At 44.8% G+C, this 18,155-nt stretch carries 14 protein-coding genes; 11 read left to right on the forward strand and 3 right to left on the reverse strand.

Annotation, left to right across the window (positions count from 1 at the left end; genetic code table 11):
* Positions 1–2: 2 nt before the first annotated feature.
* Positions 3–812, reverse strand: a complete 810-nt coding sequence (locus QWZ04_RS02255) for an ABC transporter substrate-binding protein (RefSeq protein WP_290324545.1) — start codon at positions 810–812, stop codon at positions 3–5.
* Positions 813–1,163: 351 nt separating this feature from the next.
* On the opposite strand from QWZ04_RS02255, the gene QWZ04_RS02260 reads away from it, so the two are divergent.
* The 3 genes from QWZ04_RS02260 (at position 1,164) to QWZ04_RS02270 (ending at position 6,382) form a co-directional block, all read left to right on the forward strand.
* Entirely contained in the window at positions 1,164–2,630 is a 1,467-nt protein-coding gene (locus tag QWZ04_RS02260; RefSeq protein ID WP_290324548.1) for a sigma-54-dependent transcriptional regulator, read from the forward strand.
* Entirely contained in the window at positions 2,617–4,650 is a 2,034-nt protein-coding gene (locus tag QWZ04_RS02265; protein WP_290324550.1) for a sensor histidine kinase, read from the forward strand. Before QWZ04_RS02260 ends, QWZ04_RS02265 begins: the two co-directional genes overlap by 14 nt.
* Before the next feature lie 142 nt (positions 4,651–4,792).
* Entirely contained in the window at positions 4,793–6,382 is a 1,590-nt protein-coding gene (locus tag QWZ04_RS02270) for an ABC-F family ATPase (RefSeq protein ID WP_290324552.1), read from the forward strand.
* Between the two features lie 101 nt (positions 6,383–6,483).
* Here QWZ04_RS02270 and QWZ04_RS02275 read toward each other — a convergent pair whose 3' ends face one another.
* Positions 6,484–8,376 (reverse strand): methyl-accepting chemotaxis protein, encoded by a 1,893-nt coding sequence (locus QWZ04_RS02275; RefSeq protein ID WP_290324554.1) that lies wholly within the window; start codon positions 8,374–8,376, stop codon positions 6,484–6,486.
* Between the two features lie 260 nt (positions 8,377–8,636).
* The gene (gene fdhD, locus QWZ04_RS02280; protein ID WP_290324556.1) at positions 8,637–9,464 is read right to left on the reverse strand and encodes a formate dehydrogenase accessory sulfurtransferase FdhD; all 828 of its coding nucleotides are present in this window, start codon (positions 9,462–9,464) and stop codon (positions 8,637–8,639) included.
* A gap of 289 nt (positions 9,465–9,753) precedes the next feature.
* Here fdhD and QWZ04_RS02285 point away from each other — a divergent pair, with 289 nt between their 5' ends.
* The 8 genes from QWZ04_RS02285 to QWZ04_RS02320 all read left to right on the forward strand — a co-directional run bounded on the left by QWZ04_RS02285 (position 9,754) and on the right by QWZ04_RS02320 (position 18,121).
* Positions 9,754–10,203 (forward strand): DUF3305 domain-containing protein, encoded by a 450-nt coding sequence (locus QWZ04_RS02285; RefSeq protein ID WP_290324558.1) that lies wholly within the window; start codon positions 9,754–9,756, stop codon positions 10,201–10,203.
* Positions 10,193–10,846, forward strand: a complete 654-nt coding sequence (locus QWZ04_RS02290; RefSeq protein ID WP_290324560.1) for a DUF3306 domain-containing protein — start codon at positions 10,193–10,195, stop codon at positions 10,844–10,846. Before QWZ04_RS02285 ends, QWZ04_RS02290 begins: the two co-directional genes overlap by 11 nt.
* A 183-nt stretch (positions 10,847–11,029) precedes the next feature.
* A complete protein-coding gene (locus tag QWZ04_RS02295) occupies positions 11,030–12,724 on the forward strand; it encodes a 4Fe-4S dicluster domain-containing protein (RefSeq protein ID WP_290324561.1) in 1,695 nt (564 codons plus the stop codon).
* A 9-nt stretch (positions 12,725–12,733) separates the two neighbouring features.
* The gene (locus QWZ04_RS02300; protein WP_290324564.1) at positions 12,734–13,336 is read left to right on the forward strand and encodes a TorD/DmsD family molecular chaperone; all 603 of its coding nucleotides are present in this window, start codon (positions 12,734–12,736) and stop codon (positions 13,334–13,336) included.
* A gap of 55 nt (positions 13,337–13,391) precedes the next feature.
* The gene (locus QWZ04_RS02305; protein WP_290324566.1) at positions 13,392–13,586 is read left to right on the forward strand and encodes a twin-arginine translocation signal domain-containing protein; all 195 of its coding nucleotides are present in this window, start codon (positions 13,392–13,394) and stop codon (positions 13,584–13,586) included.
* A gap of 13 nt (positions 13,587–13,599) precedes the next feature.
* The gene (locus QWZ04_RS02310; protein WP_290324569.1) at positions 13,600–16,455 is read left to right on the forward strand and encodes a formate dehydrogenase subunit alpha; all 2,856 of its coding nucleotides are present in this window, start codon (positions 13,600–13,602) and stop codon (positions 16,453–16,455) included.
* Positions 16,456–16,466: 11 nt separating this feature from the next.
* Positions 16,467–17,075 carry a formate dehydrogenase FDH3 subunit beta gene (gene fdh3B / locus QWZ04_RS02315; RefSeq protein WP_102521461.1) on the forward strand — a complete coding sequence of 203 codons (609 nt, stop codon included), beginning with the start codon at positions 16,467–16,469 and terminating at the stop codon, positions 17,073–17,075.
* Between the two features lie 14 nt (positions 17,076–17,089).
* Positions 17,090–18,121: a formate dehydrogenase subunit gamma gene (locus QWZ04_RS02320; protein ID WP_290324574.1), complete on the forward strand. Its 1,032-nt coding sequence runs from the start codon at positions 17,090–17,092 to the stop codon at positions 18,119–18,121.
* Positions 18,122–18,155 lie beyond the last annotated feature (34 nt).

The raw sequence follows: 18,155 nt of genomic DNA on the forward strand, positions 1-18,155 counted from the left end.
TGTTATTGTGCCGCGCTTGCAACAAACAACTGCTTGCCTTGCAGTTTGAAGTTGTTAATCAATGTTTGACCTTTTTTGTTAACGAGCCAATCGCTGAAGATTTTGGCTCCTTGGTAGTTGATATCTGGGTAACGCTTCGGATTGATTAAAATCACTTGGTAAGGGTTAAACAGGCGCTTGTCGCCTTGCACTGCGACGGTTAAATCAACTTTGGTGCGATAGGCTAACCAAGTGCCACGATCAGTCAGGGTATAAGCCTGCATTTCCGACGCCATGTTTAACGTTGGGCCCATGCCTTGGCCTACAGAACGGTAACCACCGAAGTTAGGTTCCATTTTCGATTGTGCCCACAAATTTAACTCTTTTTTGTGAGTGCCAGAATCGTCTCCGCGAGAAACAAAATAGGCATTACTCGCCACGATCTCTTGAAAGGCTTTTGCGACATCGGTTTCTCCTAAAACATTGGCAGGATCCGACTTGGGGCCAACCACGACAAAATCGTTGTACATCAACGCTCTTGGCAGTACGCCATATCCTTGTTCAACAAACGTTGCTTCAGCTTTTGGAGCATGAGTCATCACCAAGTCAACATCGCCATTTTGACCCATGCGCAAAGACTTTCCCGTACCAGCGGCAATCACATCGACTTTATAGCCCGTGTCTTTTTGAAATTCCGGCAACAAATAATCGAGTAGACCCGAGTGATATGTACTTGTGGTTGTTGCTAATCGAATGTGCGGGAGTTGATCCGCTGCGTGAGTAGAGTATGAGAATGTCGCTGCGGCGATGAGTGGGAGAATTGTGTATTTCATACTATGTCCGTTTTCTGTGATGAAAATTTAAAGTGAAAATAGGGGAGTTAGGATCATAAACCCTTGGCCCATATTTAATAGTTGAAGAATTTAAGCCTTACATTGCAATCCGTCGAACGGCTATGATGTAAACTTAATTGAATATGGTTTTGTGAATCTAACTACATTTGTAAGCAATCCTAGTGCCAACATTCATCGTTCAAAAAATGCCTAAATTGTGTGCGTTAAGTGGAAATTTGCTGTTTTTTATCAGTTAATTATTTGAGTTAGGACAAAATGTCGCACATACTTAGCGGCGTCTTCAAATCAGATTGGTACACTCTGTCCCAGTCATTGCATTAAGGTTCTACAATGTCTCAATCCGTCGGTTCTAGTTTAAGTAACCATGCTAAGTATCGCGCTTTTTCCGTATTAGTCGTTGACGACGAACACGGTATGCAAACAATTTTACAAAAAGCGCTGGGAAAATGGTTCTCAAAGGTGGATTGCTGCGGAAGTATTGAGCAAGCTGAGCAGTTAAGAAGTTTGAATCATTATGATTTAATAGTATTAGACATCAATTTGCCAGGGCGTTCTGGCATTGAATGGACTGAAGCATTTAATGATCCCGATAGACGCAGCGATATTATATTCATGACTGGTTATGCGGATCTAGAAACAGCCATCAAGGCACTAAAACTAGGTGCAACCGATTTTATACTGAAACCGTTCAATCTAGAGCAAATGCTGCAATCAGTGCAGCGTTGTATGGATAAAAGATTAGCCGAACGCATGCACACCGCGTTGCAACATGATGTAAATCGTCACAAGAATAGCGAAATTATCGGTGGTTCAGAGAAAACACGCCTACTAAAACAGCTTATCAGTCAGTTTGCGCCCTCTAAAGCTTCGATTTTAGTAGAAGGTGAGTCTGGCACAGGCAAGGAACTGGTTGCCCGGGGTATACATAATGCCAGCGAGCGATCAGGCCCTTTTGTTCCCGTTAACTGTGGTTCTATCGCGCCAGAATTGCTAGAAAGTGAGCTATTTGGTCATACATCGGGAGCGTTTACCGGAGCTAAAAAATCTCGTGAGGGTCTGTTTCGCGTCGCACATGGTGGCACGTTATTTTTAGATGAAATTGGCGAAATGCCGCTGGCAATGCAGTCATCTCTATTACGTGTATTAGAACAGCGAACTATCCGGCCTGTCGGTACTGAAAAAGAAATCAGCATTGATGTCCGTATTGTGGCGGCGACTAACCGAAACTTGAAAGAACAAGTTGAAGCGGGCGCATTCAGAAAGGACCTCTATTATCGCCTAAATGTACTTAAGATTGACGTGCCGGCATTACGTGAACGGACAACAGATCTCATTGAGCTAGTTCCTTTCTTTACACGGATTTTGTCCAAAGAGTTGGGCATGCCGGAGCCCATGTGGGCCCATGAGGACGTTCTCGCACTGCATGATTACGAATGGCCCGGCAATGTTCGTGAGCTTAAAAATTTGATAGAGCGTTGTATCTTACTGGGCAAACCTCCGGCTCATTACTGGAGAGAGCTCAATGGTACGCCTGAAGTTGAACCTAATCGAGTGACGGTGACGCTGTCACATGGCGCCGAACTTCCGACCATGCCCGATTATCGTACCGATGAAATCATTGGCTACCCAAACCTTTGGACCTTAAAAGATGTGGAAAAGTCACACATCCAGCAGGTCGTTGACTTTAATGATGGCAACAAGTCTGCCGCTGCCCGTCAGCTTGGTGTGGCGAGAAAAACATTAGAGCGAAAATACAAAGAGTGGGAAGAGGGTGAAGAGTCGTATGCCAACCAATAAGAGAGGCATCTTAGGCAGCGTACGATTATGGCAAATACGCTTTCAAACCATGGTTCGTTACCGTTTATTATTGCTTACCTCAGCACCAATAATCTTAACGCTGCTTGCGCTGGTGGGCATCACTTTGTATTGGTCTACCCATTACTCTTGGCAAAATGCACTGGTTAATGTTGAAGAAAAGCTATCAGTGGCGGAAAACAGCATTGAACTATTGCAGGAAAAACAAGAACAAAGTGTAGCTGCCACGGGGCAGAACTATTACTTCAGGCAGCAGCTCGCAAGCTCACTAACAGGGACTGAACCATTTAAGCTCTGGATGGAGCAAACAAAAATTGATCATCAGTTGGACTTTCTTCGTTGGGTGCCAACCTCTCAGAGAAGCCAAGAGTCTCCGGTTTACGTTCCTCAAACGTATTTTGAAGCCGTTGATAAAGAGGCGTTAAAGTTAATCGACCCTAAGTTAACGACTAAGGCGCATATCCCTTTATTAAATGAAAAAGGTCTGGAGCCCAGGGGATTGTTAAGCCGTAGCATATTTCCCGTCATCACAAATGATGGAGAGTTGCTGGGCTATCTAGAGGGAGGCTTGCTCCTAAATAACAGCACGGCGCTGGTGGATAAAATCCGAGATCTGATTTACCCAAAGCCGAATATGCTGCAACCGAGTAAAGGCACCGTGACGCTATTTTTGGACGATCTTCGAATCAGCACCAACGTACCGCTCGATAGCGAAGACAGTGTTGGGCGAGCAATCGGAACACGGGTTTCTTCCGAAGTGAAGCAGGCCGTGTTGAAAGAGGGGAAGCACTGGGTAGACAGAGCCTATGTGTACGATGATTGGTACGTTACTGCCTACCAACCTCTGCACAATCAAAAAGGTGACGTGATTGGGATGCTCTATACCGGCTATCTTATATGGCCGTTAATCAAAGTCTACATTACTAACCTAGGGGAAATCAGCCTTACCATTTTGGCTTTGTTATTAATTTCCGGAATGATGGTTTACCGAGGCTCGCGTGATTTGTTTCATCCCATTGAGCGTATTCATCATGTTGTTAAATCGGTACAGGCAGGACGGCATAAGCGTATTGGCCAGTTGGGGCTAGATTCTCAACATGAGTTGATGTCGCTTGCGAGCCAGTTTGATCAAATGCTCGATCTATTGGATAAACGCAATAACGAGATAAAGCAGGCTTCAGAATTATTAGAAGAGAAAGTAGAACGCCGAACGCTTAAATTGCAACATCAAACCGAACAGTTAGAGCTGCATATAAAGTTACTGCACCAAACAAGAGACAAACTTGTGGTGAGCGAGAAGCTAGCCGCGCTCGGTGAATTGACTGCGGGCATCGCGCATGAAATCAATAACCCGACCGCTGTTATTCTGGGAAATGTTGAGTTACTTAAGTTTGAACTTGGAGATAACGCTGACTGCGTTGAAGACGAAATTCAGACTATCCTCAATCAAATCGACCGCATCAGAAATATTACCCGAAGTTTGCTGCAATACAGCCGGCAGGGCGGAATTCAAGACGAAATTACATGGCAACACGTGAATCCGATTGTTGAAGAGAGCCTTACCTTGGTAAAAACAGGTAGCAAGAAACGTAATGTAATTTTTGTCACAGAGTTAAAAGCGAAAGCAGTCGTAGAGATGAATCGCCATCAGTTATTGCAGATATTGGTGAATCTAGAGATGAATGCGATACACGCAATGGATGACGAAGGAAGCATCACACTAAGCAGTGAAGACTGGCTAGATGACGGAGATGTAGTTGGTGTTGTCGTTCGCATTACAGACCAAGGTTGCGGTATCGCGCCTGAACGCCTTAAACGGGTCTTTGATCCTTTCTATACTACCAAGCGAGATGGGACTGGTCTCGGCTTATCGGTTAGCCAAAGTATTTTGAGCCAAAGTGGCGGAGAAATTACGGCGGAATCGGAGTTGGGGAAAGGCAGTTGCTTCTCGATATATTTGCCATTAAAGGCGAACCACGTAGAGATACTTGAAGTAGGGTAACGGTAGCCATTCATTCGGCTCTCTTTAATAACGAGTTTCGATTGGATGGATATTGACGAAAATTAGTGAATCTGCTTGCATCTATACTCTAACGCGAGTACGGTTGCACCGTTTTTTTAACGCTAACTGTAGGTAATAGGTTTTGATTTCAACCGCAAACATCACGCAACAATTTGGTGCTAAGCCACTATTTGAAAACATTTCAGTCAAATTTGGTGAGGGCAATCGCTACGGCCTGATCGGTGCTAATGGGTGTGGTAAATCTACATTCATGAAAATTTTGAGCGGTGAGTTAGAACCTACTGGCGGTAACGTAAGTACTGATCCGAATGAACGTGTCGCTAAACTGAGCCAAGATCAGTTCGCGTACGAAGAGTACAGTGTTATTGATACTGTTATTATGGGTCACAAAGAATTGTGGACTGTAAAGCAAGAGCGTGATCGCATTTATTCGCTGGCTGAAATGAGCGAAGAAGACGGCATGAAAGTGGCCGATCTTGAAACTGAATTCGCTGAAATGGACGGTTACACCGCAGAGTCACGTGCGGGTGAATTACTGCTGGCTGTGGGTATTCCACTAGAGCAACACTTTGGCCTAATGAGCGAAATTGCTCCGGGTTGGAAACTGCGTGTTCTTTTGGCGCAAGTCTTGTTTGCTGAACCGCATATCATGCTGCTTGATGAACCAACGAACAACTTGGATATGGATACTATTCGCTGGTTGGAGCAAACGCTTAACCAACGTAACTGTACTATGATCATCATCTCGCATGACCGTCACTTCTTAAACAGCGTATGTACACATATGGCTGACCTAGATTACGGTGAGCTAAGCCTATTCTCTGGCAACTACGATGAATACATGACAGCCGCAACGCAAGCTCGTGAGCGTCTATTATCTGATAACGCGAAGAAGAAAGCTCAAATTGCAGAGCTTCAAACGTTTGTATCTCGCTTCTCTGCTAACGCATCTAAAGCGAAGCAAGCAACGTCTCGTGCTAAGCAAATCGATAAGATTCAATTGGATGAAGTGAAAGCGTCTAGCCGTCAGAACCCGTTTATTCGTTTTGAGCAAGACAAAGAGCTATTCCGTAACGCATTGGTTTTAGAAAACTTAACTCAAGGCTTTGAAGAAGACTTGTTCTCTGATTACAGCACCATCTTCGAAGTGGGTGAGCGTGTTGCTATCATCGGTGAGAATGGTGTCGGTAAAACAACGCTACTTAACACACTAATGGGGCAATTAGCTCCACGTTCTGGTGAGTTTAAGTGGTCTGAAAACTCAACACTGGGTTACTACGCGCAAGATCATGCTCATGAGTTTGAAGAAGACATGAACTTGTTTGACTGGATGGGTCAATGGCGTAGTGAAGGTGAAGATGAGCAAGTTATTCGTAGCTTCCTTGGCCGTATGCTTTTCTCTCAAGACGACATCAAAAAATCAGTAAAAGTCCTTTCTGGTGGTGAGCAAGGTCGTATGCTTCTTGGTAAAATCATGATGCACCGCCCAAACATCCTATTAATGGATGAACCAACCAACCACATGGATATGGAATCGATTGAATCGTTAAACTTGGCACTAGAGAACTATAAGGGCACTTTGTTCTTCGTTTCTCACGATCGCCAGTTTGTAGATTCATTGGCGACGCGTGTTCTTGAAATCAGAGATAACAAAATTCATGACTTCAAAGGCACTTACGCTGAATTCCTGAAAAGCCGTGGTGTCGAGTAACATAGTGACATAGTGACTTAGTGTCAGGTTAAACAAAAAACGCTCTTTCTATTGTTATAGAGGAGCGTTTTTGTTTTTGGGGCATTAATCGCTACTGTACATTAGGCATAGCGGAATTGTTCAACCACTTTGAGTAACCGATTACTCGCGCAGCTGACGTCTTCACTACTAGACACAGAAACGGATACAGAGTCTTTGGTATTGGTTGCGAGTTCGGCGATGTGGGTGATATTTCGGTCAATGTCTGCAGAAACCACAGCCTGTTCTTCTGAAGCGGTAGCAATTTGTGAGTTCATATCAAAAATTGCGCTGACTTCTGTGACAATACGTTGAATTGCCGTTACCGCCTCAATGGTATGTTGGTTGGTGTTACTTGCTTGGGACAGACTGCTTTGCATTAGTCCGACAGTTTGTTGTACGCCTTGGCTCAATCCATCAATCGTTCCTTCGATCACTATCGTAGATTCATTCGTTCGTTTAGCAAGTTGACGAACTTCATCTGCAACCACCGCAAATCCTCTCCCATTTTCACCGGCTCTAGCGGCTTCAATGGCGGCGTTGAGTGCTAACAAATTTGTTTGTTCGGTAATACCCTGAATAGTCGATACAACTGAGTGAATCTCTGTGCTTTGTTTTTCAAGGGCTTTCACTAGGTTTTGAGAATCAGTGATGTTATTAGTGAGCTCTTGGATGCTGTCGCCAGCAATGTTAGTTAAACGCATGCTTTCTTCCGCATCTACTTTTACCGTGTGAGCGGTATGTGCGGCATTTTCAATATTCGACGCGATTTCGTTGGTGGTCATTAACAACTCGTTCACCGCTGTTGCAATAGAAGTTGACTCCGCTTGCTGTTGTTCAGCGTTATTTAGGCTGGCTTTCGCCGCAGATTGAGAAGAACCCGCGGCGCCTGATAGTTGTTCTGTGACGTTGGCAATCTCTTGAATACTGATTTGCAGCTTTCCGACAAATTTATCGAAGGCTTGGCTTAACTGAGCGAGTTCGTCGCCACCTTGGTCGTTCATACGTACAGTTAGATCGCCATCACCTTCAGCAATGTCTTTCATCATATTTTTCACGTTAAGAAGCCTTGAGGAAATTTTGTAGCTTAGAGCGATCAAGCACAATGAAACGATCGTAGCAATGCAAATACCCAATAGGTTGAGGGTTTTTGTAACATCTGACCGCATGGAAACCACTATTTCATTGATGGCTATTTGCATTTGGTCGAATGCTTGTTCTGTTTGATGAACATTACGACGAAGTTCTCCACGCATCCCTGATTGATGATCAAGACCTCGGACTACCATAGAGTCATATAGTTGAGTTAACGTCGACTGATAGCGATCTGAGAGCGTTTTAACTTCTTTCGGTGCTAGGAACAATTGCGTCCGGTATCCTTTCCATTTTGATTGAAATAGGGCGACTTGTTCAGCATTTGGGTCGAGCAAGAATCGATGTTGAAGATCGATGACTTGCATTAGCCCTAATGAAAGGTTGATATTGCTTTGTTTGGCTACTAATTCGGTTAATTTACGCTCCGTTTTAGACAGTTCACCTAATAATCCCGAATTCATATCGAATCCGACTTGTTCTGTTTGGCTGGCTAATCGATTGAACTGCGTTTTGTAGTTATCTAGCGTATTACGAATGAGATTAAAGTCCGTATTACGAAGCCCTGGGTAATGGCTTAGAATAGACTCCAAACTCGTAACTTGTTCAGTGAGTTGGGCATGGTTGATGTTAAATTCTGATACATATTTTGGGTCATTTCTGCTTAAAAAGTCTTTTTCATTTCGTCTTAACATCAACAGGGCCGTTTCACTACTGCCGTTGAGTTCTTGAGCAACTTGAAGTCGCTCTAGTTCTTTTAGTGCATGATTTTCATAGAACGCGTAAATGCCCATACAGACCAACAAGAACGCCGTGACGAATAGTAATTTAGCTTTAATGGTTATGGATGAGAAAAGCCCGGGCCTACCCTGATTTGATTGCATAATTTAACTCCTAGCACAGCGAATTACACAGCTTATAAGAAGCTGGCAAAGCAACGATGGCTTCCGAGGTGTTTAATGCTCGACGGCACTTTATAGATGCACGGAATACCTACCTGACGCAGTGCCCGCTAGCTTGTCTTTATGACAGTTGTGTTAATTATTAATGACAGGCACTAATAAAGTCTTAGCATAGGAGAGTGAATATGCAAGCGCGCGAATACACGCGCTAAATATAGGGATAATGAACGTTTAGAGAGGGATCAGTTAGCGCCTTTTACATCAAAGTCAATTTTCTCTGCGCCAGTAAATACTTGAAACCGTAGTCCTTTTGCTCGGGCAATAGTGGTGATGCCAAACTTTTTCGCCAGATCTAGTCCCATTTGAGTAACTCCTGAGCGAGACAATAGGACTGGAATGCCCATTTGAGCTACTTTGATAACCATCTCAGAGGTGAGACGACCTGTTGTGTAGAAAATCTTATCTTCACCTGATTCTTGCTTTAACCACAGTTCACCCGCAAGCGTATCAACCGCATTGTGCCTGCCAACATCTTCAACAAACGATAATACGGTGTCTTTATTGCAAATGGCGCAACCATGCACAGCGCCAGCCTTGCGGTAGGTGTCGTTATAATGTGTGAGAGCTTCAAGGGCAGAATAGATTTCAGACTGTTTCAAGGCAACTTGAGGGACTTGGTATTCTTCAAGCTTCTTCATGACGTTGCCGTACATGGTTCCTTGCCCACAACCGGATGTAACGGTTTTCTTTTTTAGAGCAGCGTCTAGGTGATCGGTATTCTCTTTGGTGACGACGGCAGCAGAGTGAGTTTGCCAATCAATAATGACGGAATCAATGGCGGTTGGATCTTCCAAAAAGGCTTGGTTTTTAAGATATCCCAGCACGAGTGCTTCAGGACGAGAACCTAATGTCATCAAGGTGACGATCTCTTTCCAATTTAACATGACCGTTAACGGACGCTCACACGCCACTTCTTTGATCAGTTTTTCACCGTACTCGTCATAGACTTCGACTTCTTGGGTTTGAACCGGTGCCGTTCCTGATGTAATGAAATTTGGTAATTGGGACACGAGGTAATCCTTACTCTTTTATTGTAATGGGGTGTGCTTACAGAAGTTTCTATTAAGCAATAATTACACCACTTTAACTTAGCTCGCGTTACTTGAATAGCGAGTTGAACTGTTACTTGGATGTGGGTAGGCCGCTATTGGCGTAAGAATTGCTTAAAACCCATATATGGACAAGTAACGTGCCTTAGTGTGATGGCATTAGTCAGTACGACTATGTCTTTAACGCTGAGCACAATATTCAAAAGTCAGCTGGTGAATGAGAATCAGCATAGTAGGAGACGTCTCAACAATGACCTTATCAAAAACCGAAGAACGCTGGCCTATTGAGTGCCTTGTTGAGGCAAAGGAAGTAAGCAGCGGGCGCTGGAGCGTCACACAGTGGCAATGGACTGAAATCAATACACAAGCCTCTGAATTGTCGTTATCCGATAATGCTTCGTGGGTATTACCACTTGAATTGTTTCGCGACGAGCGTACTGATTACCGATTTAACTTAAGCTCTCAGCAACCTAAGCTATTTCTTGCTATTGAAGAAGAGAATGAGCAACTCAAACCCATTACGCTCAGCGCTTCTCAGTCTATGGCTGGCAACTTTTTAGACGGGGACTACCTAGTACTCTCAATTGATATGCCTTTAGCGGTACAAGCCTGGATGGAAGCCTTCATCGGGCGTCATGGTGAGCTATTAGAACAACGACGTAAGAAACGCAAAGGGGCGGGGCGCGCAAGTGGCAAATAATTTCTTTAAACGTTGGTCTGATAATAAGCTGACTAAGCAAGATGACGCCCGTGATGCGGACATAACACCAGAGCCTAAATTCGGCATTGAAACGTCATCCTCGAAGGGCTCATTCGTTGAAGTTGAGACTGAAAAAACACAGGTCGATGCCTTAGACAATGGGGCTGTTGCCGGTGAATCTTCGGCGGACTCGATTGAGCAAGGTAGCGAAGCAGCCGATCCTCAAAATGTCGAATCTTTGAGTGTGGCGAATATATTGGCTGATGGCATTAAAGGCAGTGTGAAGAAGCAGGCGTTAAGAAATCTATTTCTTTCTGGTGAGTTTTCAGAGGTCGATAGGCTCAATGATTACGATCACGACTACCAATCGGTGAAAAGCCTGTCGGCGGACGCTGCAAGTCAGTTGAGAAATTGGCTGAACGATCAGATGGACGATGAAACAGAATTAAGTGATTCCGAATTGGCCGATGAACAAATGACAACAGAACAGGAAAGACAAACGCAAGACGGAAAGGGAGCTAAACCAAATGAAGTGAACGAAGAACTCGTGTCCGATGCTTACCAAACCAGCGATTTAGTGACGGATAGCTATCAATCCAATAATGAGAACTATTCAGGTTTGACGGGCGCTGGAGACAAATAGTACCACTTAATGTATCGGTACATTTTGACGTAATCGCAAAATCTTCAACTGAGACAATTTGTCACACATTAATTGTGGATTTGCCAAAATATAGACATGAGTCACTCATAATTGAGAGTTTAAAGTTGGTGCAGTACTTGCAATGTAAGCGGTATAAAAACAATCAAGCCGTGAACTGAAGCAATGTTGAAATCACTATTAGAATCATCCTCATCTCATGATGGCAAAGCACGTTACTTTGCGGTTGAAAACACCGTAGAGTTAACTAATTTGATCCCCCCTACGGTCAGCTATAACAGTACGGGTCATTTAGTTGTGATTGGGCCGATATCGATCTTAAAAGATCTTGCGCCTCAATTAACTGAAATGGCAACGGTCACATTGCTGTGTACTGACAATGAACTGTCTTTACCTCACTCCGATGTAAGCAATAAAGAAGAGACTTCGGAGCGTCTGTACTTTGCTAAACGAATTCACGTCACAGGTTTCCTAGGAACATTTCAGGTATCGGTGGATGTGAATGGCGCAATGGCAAACCTAGCTCAAGTGGCGATAGGTAAAGATTGCTTCGATCTTGTGCTAGACATGACTCTTACGAGTCACATGAGCGAGGAAGTACCTGTACCGGGCTATTACCCTGTAGGTCGTGGTTACCCAAAACTGGCTGAAGCCCTAGTTGAAATTCCAACCTTGATGGGAACATTCGATAAACCTAAGTTCTTTCGCTTAGATACAGATAAATGTGCTCACAGTTCTCGTGGTGTTAAAGGGTGTGACCGCTGTGTGGATGCTTGTCCTGCCGGCGCATTAACTAGCGATGGTAATGAGGATATTGGTCATAAAATCCAAATCAATCCATATTTATGTCAAGGCGTTGGTACGTGTGCGACCGCTTGCCCGACAGAAGCCATTTCATACGCGCTTCCTGAACCAGAACAAACGCAAAAATTCATTGAGAACCTGTTAGCTAATTACAAGAAAGCGGGCGGAGTGAATCCAATCATTCTTTTTTGTAGTGAAAGGCATGAAACCTACAACGTAATGGCGTTAAAGGCTCTGCCAGATAACGTGATCCCTGTAGAACTAGAAGATCTTCCTTCCGTTGGTATTGATACCTGGTTTGCGGCGTTAACGAATGGCGCATGCCAGGTTATGTTTGCTGCAAGTCAGCACATGCCTGAAACTATTAAACGAGTGCTTGGCCAAGAAGTTGAAGTCGCCAAGCAGTTGTTAACTCAACTAGGAGTTGAGCCTAATCGCATCGATATTCTATTTCTTGAATCGATGCGTCATGGGCTACCGGAATTAATAGAAACGCCTTTGGATCTGCTACTTGGTCCTTTGCAAGGCAGTAAACGCCAGCGCTTGTTTACTGCACTCGATAACTTAGCAGCGGTCTACCCACCTCGACAAATGGAGACCACGGTCTCGGCTTCGGCTCCATTTGGTAAAGTGAATTGCGATGAAACGTCGTGCACGCTTTGCATGGGGTGTGTTGCTGTTTGTCCAACTGCGGCGCTTCATAATGATGGTATTTCTCCAAAGCTTCAATTTATTGAGCAAGACTGCATTCAATGTGGAATGTGTGAGAAAGCTTGCCCTGAAAACTCACTCACTCTTTCAAGCCAGTTCAACTGGGACCAAGAAACAAGGCAATCGGCTCAGATTATCCATGAAGAGAAAGCCGCAGAATGTCTGAGTTGTGGAAAACCATTCGCACCTCAATCAATGATCACCATGCTGCAAGATAAGTTACGTGGTCACTCACATTTTGCCGATGATACAGCACTTAGCCGTATTGCGATGTGTGAAGACTGCCGAGTGATAGATATGTTTTCTACTTTGGCTGATAACCCAGAAAAGCAACTGGATATATAGGAATAAAGCATGACTCAAGAAACCCAATCAGTTCGTGCTGATATCTACAATTTAATCGCGACCTTATTGCGCCAAGCGCCTAATCAAGAACTACTGAATTGGCTGGCTGAAATTGAAGTCGAAGGTGCGAATGAACAACCGATGGCAAAAGCGTGGCAGGCACTCAGTTCGGCAGCCAAAGCAACAACCGAAGAACACCTTATTGATGAGTACCAACACCTATTTATAGGTATTGGCCGAGGTGAGGTTATGCCTTTTGCATCTTGGCACATAACTGGGTCATTGATGGAAAAGCCTTTGGCGTTACTACGTAATGACCTTATCCAGCTTGGTTTTGAACGAGCGGAAGGGACGAAAGAACCGGAAGACCATTTCGCCGCTTTATGTGAAGTCATGGCCTTATTAGAAACTGAAAAAGAGCAGTATCGTTTCTTTAATCGTCATATTCAGTCTTGGTACTTAAAACTAACGGATCAAATCAGAAGTGCAGAGAACAGTCAGTTTTATTGTGCGGTTTCTGACTTGATAGATCAATTTTTGCTAATAGAACAAACTCGATTCGCCGCTGTACCAGTGCGTGAAACCAAATTCGCTACATCTGGTATTAATTAGTCGTCACCAGATAACCACACAAGAGATGCGCAAAGCATCCATGAAGGAGCAATGTATGAAGGAAAAAACACAAGTGAATACAGCTCGACGTAACCTTTTAAAAGGGATCACCACCGCAACGGTTGCAGGCGCTGTTGCTGCGGGAACGAGCAAGGTTGCCTCTGCTGCTGAAGTACCAGCCCCTGAAGAAATAAAAGAAACGGGGTACCACGAAACTCAACATATTCGTGATTACTACGACACACTGTAAGGAGCTTTAAAAAATGAAATTAACAAAACGCTCCAATAGCGTAGTAAAAGAACAGAGCCAGCTGGGCATCAGCCGTCGTTCATTTATGAAAAACACCTCCATCGCCGCTGGTGGTGCTGCAGTCGGTGCCTCTATGTTTGCACCGGGCATGATGAAAAAAGCGCAAGCGGCTGACGTTGATCATGATTCGCCAACTGAAATTAAGCGCACCATTTGTTCGCACTGTTCGGTTGGTTGTGGCATTTACGCTGAAGTTCAAAATGGAGTATGGACCGGGCAAGAGCCGGCGTTCGATCATCCATTTAATGCTGGTGGCCACTGTGCAAAAGGCGCAGCACTGCGCGAGCACGGCCATGGTGAAAGACGTTTAAAATACCCAATGAAGCTTGAAGGCGGTAAGTGGAAGAAGTTGTCGTGGGACCAAGCCATTGAAGAAATTGGTGAGAAGACCTTACAAATTCGTAAAGAATCAGGCCCAGACTCTGTTTACTGGCTTGGTAGTGCTAAGCACAGTAATGAACAGGCCTATATGTTCCGTAAAATGGCGTCGTTGTGGGGCACGAACAATGTCGACCACCAAGCCCGTATTTGTCACTCTACTACGGTAGCAGGTGTTGCAAATACGTGGGGATACGGGGCGATGACCAATTCCTTCAATGACATGCACAATTGCAAGTCGATGTTATTTATTGGGTCAAACCCTGCTGAAGCACATCCAGTGGCGATGCAGCATATCTTGATCGCAAAAGAGAAAAACAACTGTAAGATCGTCGTTGCGGATCCTCGTCGTACTCGCACGGCCGCGAAAGCCGATCACTTTGTTTCACTGCGTCCGGGTACGGATGTTGCCTTTATTTGGGGCGTGCTGTGGCACGTATTCGAAAACAAGTGGGAAGACAAAGAGTTTATCCGTCAACGTGTGTTTGGCATGGATGAAATTCGTGAAGAAGTGGCCAAATGGACACCTGGCGAAGTTGAGCGTGTGACTGGCGTTTCAAAAGAGGACGTTTACCATACGGCTAAACTGCTTTCTGAAAACCGTCCGGGTTGTGTGGTTTGGTGTATGGGCGGTACTCAACATACGACCGGTAATAACAACACACGGGCGTATTGTGTGCTTGAGCTTGCTCTTGGCAACATGGGCAAATCGGGCGGTGGCGCTAATATCTTCCGCGGTCACGATAACGTGCAAGGTGCAACAGACCTTGGCGTACTGTCGCATACGTTACCGGGTTACTACGGTCTGTCTGACGGAGCTTGGAAGCACTGGTCTAGAGTTTGGGACTTAGATTACGAGTGGGTTCAAAAGCGCTTTGATCAAAATAAATACCGTGGCAAACAACCAATGAATAACATGGGTATTCCTGTCTCTCGTTGGATCGATGGTGTACTCGAAAACAAAGATAATATCGAGCAAAACGATAACATCCGTGCGATGTTCTATTGGGGGCATGCGGTTAACTCGCAAACTCGTGGCGTTGAAATGAAAAAAGCCATGAAGCAACTCGACATGATGGTGATCGTTGACCCTTATCCAACGGTTGCCGCGGTTATGAATGAGCGCAGCGATGGCGTTTATCTTCTTCCTGCATGTACTCAATTTGAAACTACGGGATCCGTGACAGCATCTAATCGCTCGCTTCAATGGCGTGAGCAAGTTGTCTCTCCGCTATTCGAATCGAAACCTGATCATGAAATTATGTACTTGTTGACCAAAAAGCTTGGTTTTTCTGATGAGTTATTCAAACACGTTGAGATCAAAAACAATCAACCGGTCATCGAAGACATCACACGTGAATTTAACCAAGGTATGTGGACGATTGGTTACACAGGCCAAAGCCCTGAGCGTATCAAAGCGCATACCATGAACTGGCATACTTTCCATAAAACCACGCTTGAAGCCGAAGGTGGTCCTATTCACGGAGAAACCTACGGTTTACCGTGGCCATGTTGGGGTACACCAGAGATGAAGCACCCTGGTACCCATATTCTGTATGATACATCTAAACCAGTAGCCGAAGGCGGCGGTAACTTCCGAGCTCGTTTTGGCGTTGAGTTTGAAGGTGAGAACTTACTGGCGGAAGACAGCTATTCGAAAGATTGTGAACTTGAAGATGGTTACCCAGAATTTAGCGACAAACTACTTAAGACGCTCGGTTGGTGGGATGACCTAACGGCTGAAGAAAAAGCGTTGGCTGAGGGTAAAAACTGGAAAACCGACGTTTCTGGTGGAATTCAGCGAGTCGCAATTAAACATGGTTGTATGCCATTTGGTAATGCAAAAGCACGTGCAGTGGTTTGGACGTTCCCAGACAGAGTGCCACTTCACCGCGAACCGCTATACACACCACGTCGTGACTTGGTGGCTGATTACCCTACATGGGATGACAGTGAATCCATCTATCGCTTACCGACGATGTACAAGTCTATTCAAGACCAAGACAAGTCAAAAGAGTACCCAATTGTTCTTACCTCTGGTCGCTTGGTTGAATACGAAGGTGGTGGTGAAGAAACGCGTTCAAACCCATGGCTTGCTGAACTACAACAAGAAATGTTTGTAGAAGTGAACCCAAAAGATGCCAACGATCTTGGTTTTAAAGATGGTGAAATGGTGTGGGTTGAAGGTGCTGAGAAAGGGCGCATTCATGTTAAAGCTATGGTCACTCGTCGTGTACGTCCTGGTTTGGCGTTCATACCGTTCCACTTTGGCGGCAAATTCCAAGGTGAAGACTTACGTGACAAATACCCAGCAGGCAGTGATCCCTATGTAATTGGTGAATCGGCGAATATTGCAACCACCTATGGTTACGATCCGGTTACTCAAATGCAAGAAACTAAAGTCACCCTTTGTAATATTCGTAAAGCGTAAGGAGTCCTCGAATGGCTAGAATGAAATTCTTATGTGACACCAAGCGTTGTATTGAATGTAATGGTTGTGTCACTGCGTGCAAAAATGAAAACGATGATGCACTAGAGTGGGGTATCCAGCGTCGTCGTGTTGTTACTCTTAATGACGGTGAGCCGGGAGAAAACTCGATCTCTGTAGCATGTATGCACTGTACAGATGCGCCGTGTATGGCGGTTTGCCCTGCAGATTGCTTCAAGCAAACAGAAGATGGCATCGTGTTACACAATAAAGATTTGTGCATTGGCTGTGGTTACTGTCTGTTTGCCTGCCCATTTGGTGCGCCTCAATTTCCGAAACAATCGGCATTTGGTGAGCGTGGCAAGATGGACAAATGTACCTTCTGTGCTGGCGGTCCTGAAACAGAAGCTGGTTCTGATGAAGAACGTAAAAAATACGGTGCTAACCGTATTGCAGAAGGCAAGCTACCAATGTGTGCTTCTTTATGTTCGACCAAAGCTCTGCTTGCTGGGGACGCTGACAAAGTATCCGATATCTTCCGCCAACGTGTCGTAGAGCGTGGTGCAAAAGGTGCAGGTTGGACAAATGGTGAAGACTTAGCTTTTGATGCAACAAAAAGCTAATGATGGAGAATGTTATGTTAAGACATTTTAAACGTGTGGGTTTGGCTGTGGTTGCGTTGATCACCGCTTTATTGTTCGCGTTTTCAATGCCTGCTATGGCGGATGACCAAAGTCATCCGTCTGCGGAAAAAGAGATGACCCAATTAGCGGGTGCCGATTTTTGGCGCGAAGTAAAAGAGGGAACCGAAGGTTACACGACATCTCAATTTCCTGAGCACGGTGTTCTGATCAGTACTCCTGGTGAAACCTGGTTCATCTTGAAAGAAAAGTGGATGTCGCCTGCTGGTGCTATCGCTATCTTTGGCAGCATCGCCCTCGTTGTTTTAGCTTATATCGCCGTTGGCCCTTTAATGTTAAGCGCTCCAAGAACGGGCAAAAAAATCAAACGTTGGTCTCGATGGGACAGGGCGTTGCACTGGAGCATGGCGTTTACTTTTCTAACGTTGTCTTTTAGTGGATTAATGCTGGTTTACGGCAAGCACTTTTTGAAACCGTATATTCCAACCGATTGGTGGGGCTTCGTCATTATGTTGGCAAAGCAATACCATAATTACGTTGGCCCGCTGTTCTTTATTCTGCTGACTTGTGTGTTACTCAAATGGTGGAAGAAATCACTGTTCAATAAAACTGATGTTTCATGGTTTATGAAGATGGGCGGCATGGTTGGCAAGCATAAAGGAACCCATCCGTCTGCTGGTTTTTCGAACGGTGGCGAAAAGGCCATTTATTGGTTGTTGATCGTGTTTGGTGCGGTTGCGGCGATCAGCGGTTTAGTGCTGGATTTCCCTATCTTTGGTCAAACACGCCGAGACATGGAACTGTCTAACTTGGTTCACATGTTCTCCGCTCTTATCTTGATTTGCGGCTTTATCTTCCACATCTATATCGGATTATTCGGTATGGAAGGGGCGCTAGAGGGTATGGTAACTGGCGAGGTTGATGAGACTTGGGCGAAAGAACATCACGACTTGTGGTATGAAGAAGTGAAAGCGGCAGAATCGCCAAATCAAGCACAAGAACAAGAGACTCAAAGTAAACACACTTAAAACACAATGAGGCAGCAGTTTTGCCTCACTTGAG

This window comes from Vibrio tapetis subsp. quintayensis, from assembly GCF_030409945.1.
In the GTDB taxonomy this organism is placed as follows: Bacteria; Pseudomonadota; Gammaproteobacteria; order Enterobacterales; family Vibrionaceae; genus Vibrio; species Vibrio quintayensis.

Coding starts and splice junctions, on each gene's coding strand:
- QWZ04_RS02275 (WP_290324554.1), bottom strand. CDS start 8,376: ATGCAATCAAATCAGGGTAGGCCCGGGCTTTTCTCATCCATAACCATT.
- QWZ04_RS02305 (WP_290324566.1), top strand. CDS start 13,392: ATGAAGGAAAAAACACAAGTGAATACAGCTCGACGTAACCTTTTAAAA.
- QWZ04_RS02320 (WP_290324574.1), top strand. CDS start 17,090: ATGTTAAGACATTTTAAACGTGTGGGTTTGGCTGTGGTTGCGTTGATC.
- QWZ04_RS02260 (WP_290324548.1), top strand. CDS start 1,164: ATGTCTCAATCCGTCGGTTCTAGTTTAAGTAACCATGCTAAGTATCGC.
- QWZ04_RS02285 (WP_290324558.1), top strand. CDS start 9,754: ATGACCTTATCAAAAACCGAAGAACGCTGGCCTATTGAGTGCCTTGTT.
- QWZ04_RS02300 (WP_290324564.1), top strand. CDS start 12,734: ATGACTCAAGAAACCCAATCAGTTCGTGCTGATATCTACAATTTAATC.
- QWZ04_RS02255 (WP_290324545.1), bottom strand. CDS start 812: ATGAAATACACAATTCTCCCACTCATCGCCGCAGCGACATTCTCATAC.
- QWZ04_RS02295 (WP_290324561.1), top strand. CDS start 11,030: ATGTTGAAATCACTATTAGAATCATCCTCATCTCATGATGGCAAAGCA.
- QWZ04_RS02265 (WP_290324550.1), top strand. CDS start 2,617: ATGCCAACCAATAAGAGAGGCATCTTAGGCAGCGTACGATTATGGCAA.
- QWZ04_RS02310 (WP_290324569.1), top strand. CDS start 13,600: ATGAAATTAACAAAACGCTCCAATAGCGTAGTAAAAGAACAGAGCCAG.
- fdh3B (WP_102521461.1), top strand. CDS start 16,467: ATGGCTAGAATGAAATTCTTATGTGACACCAAGCGTTGTATTGAATGT.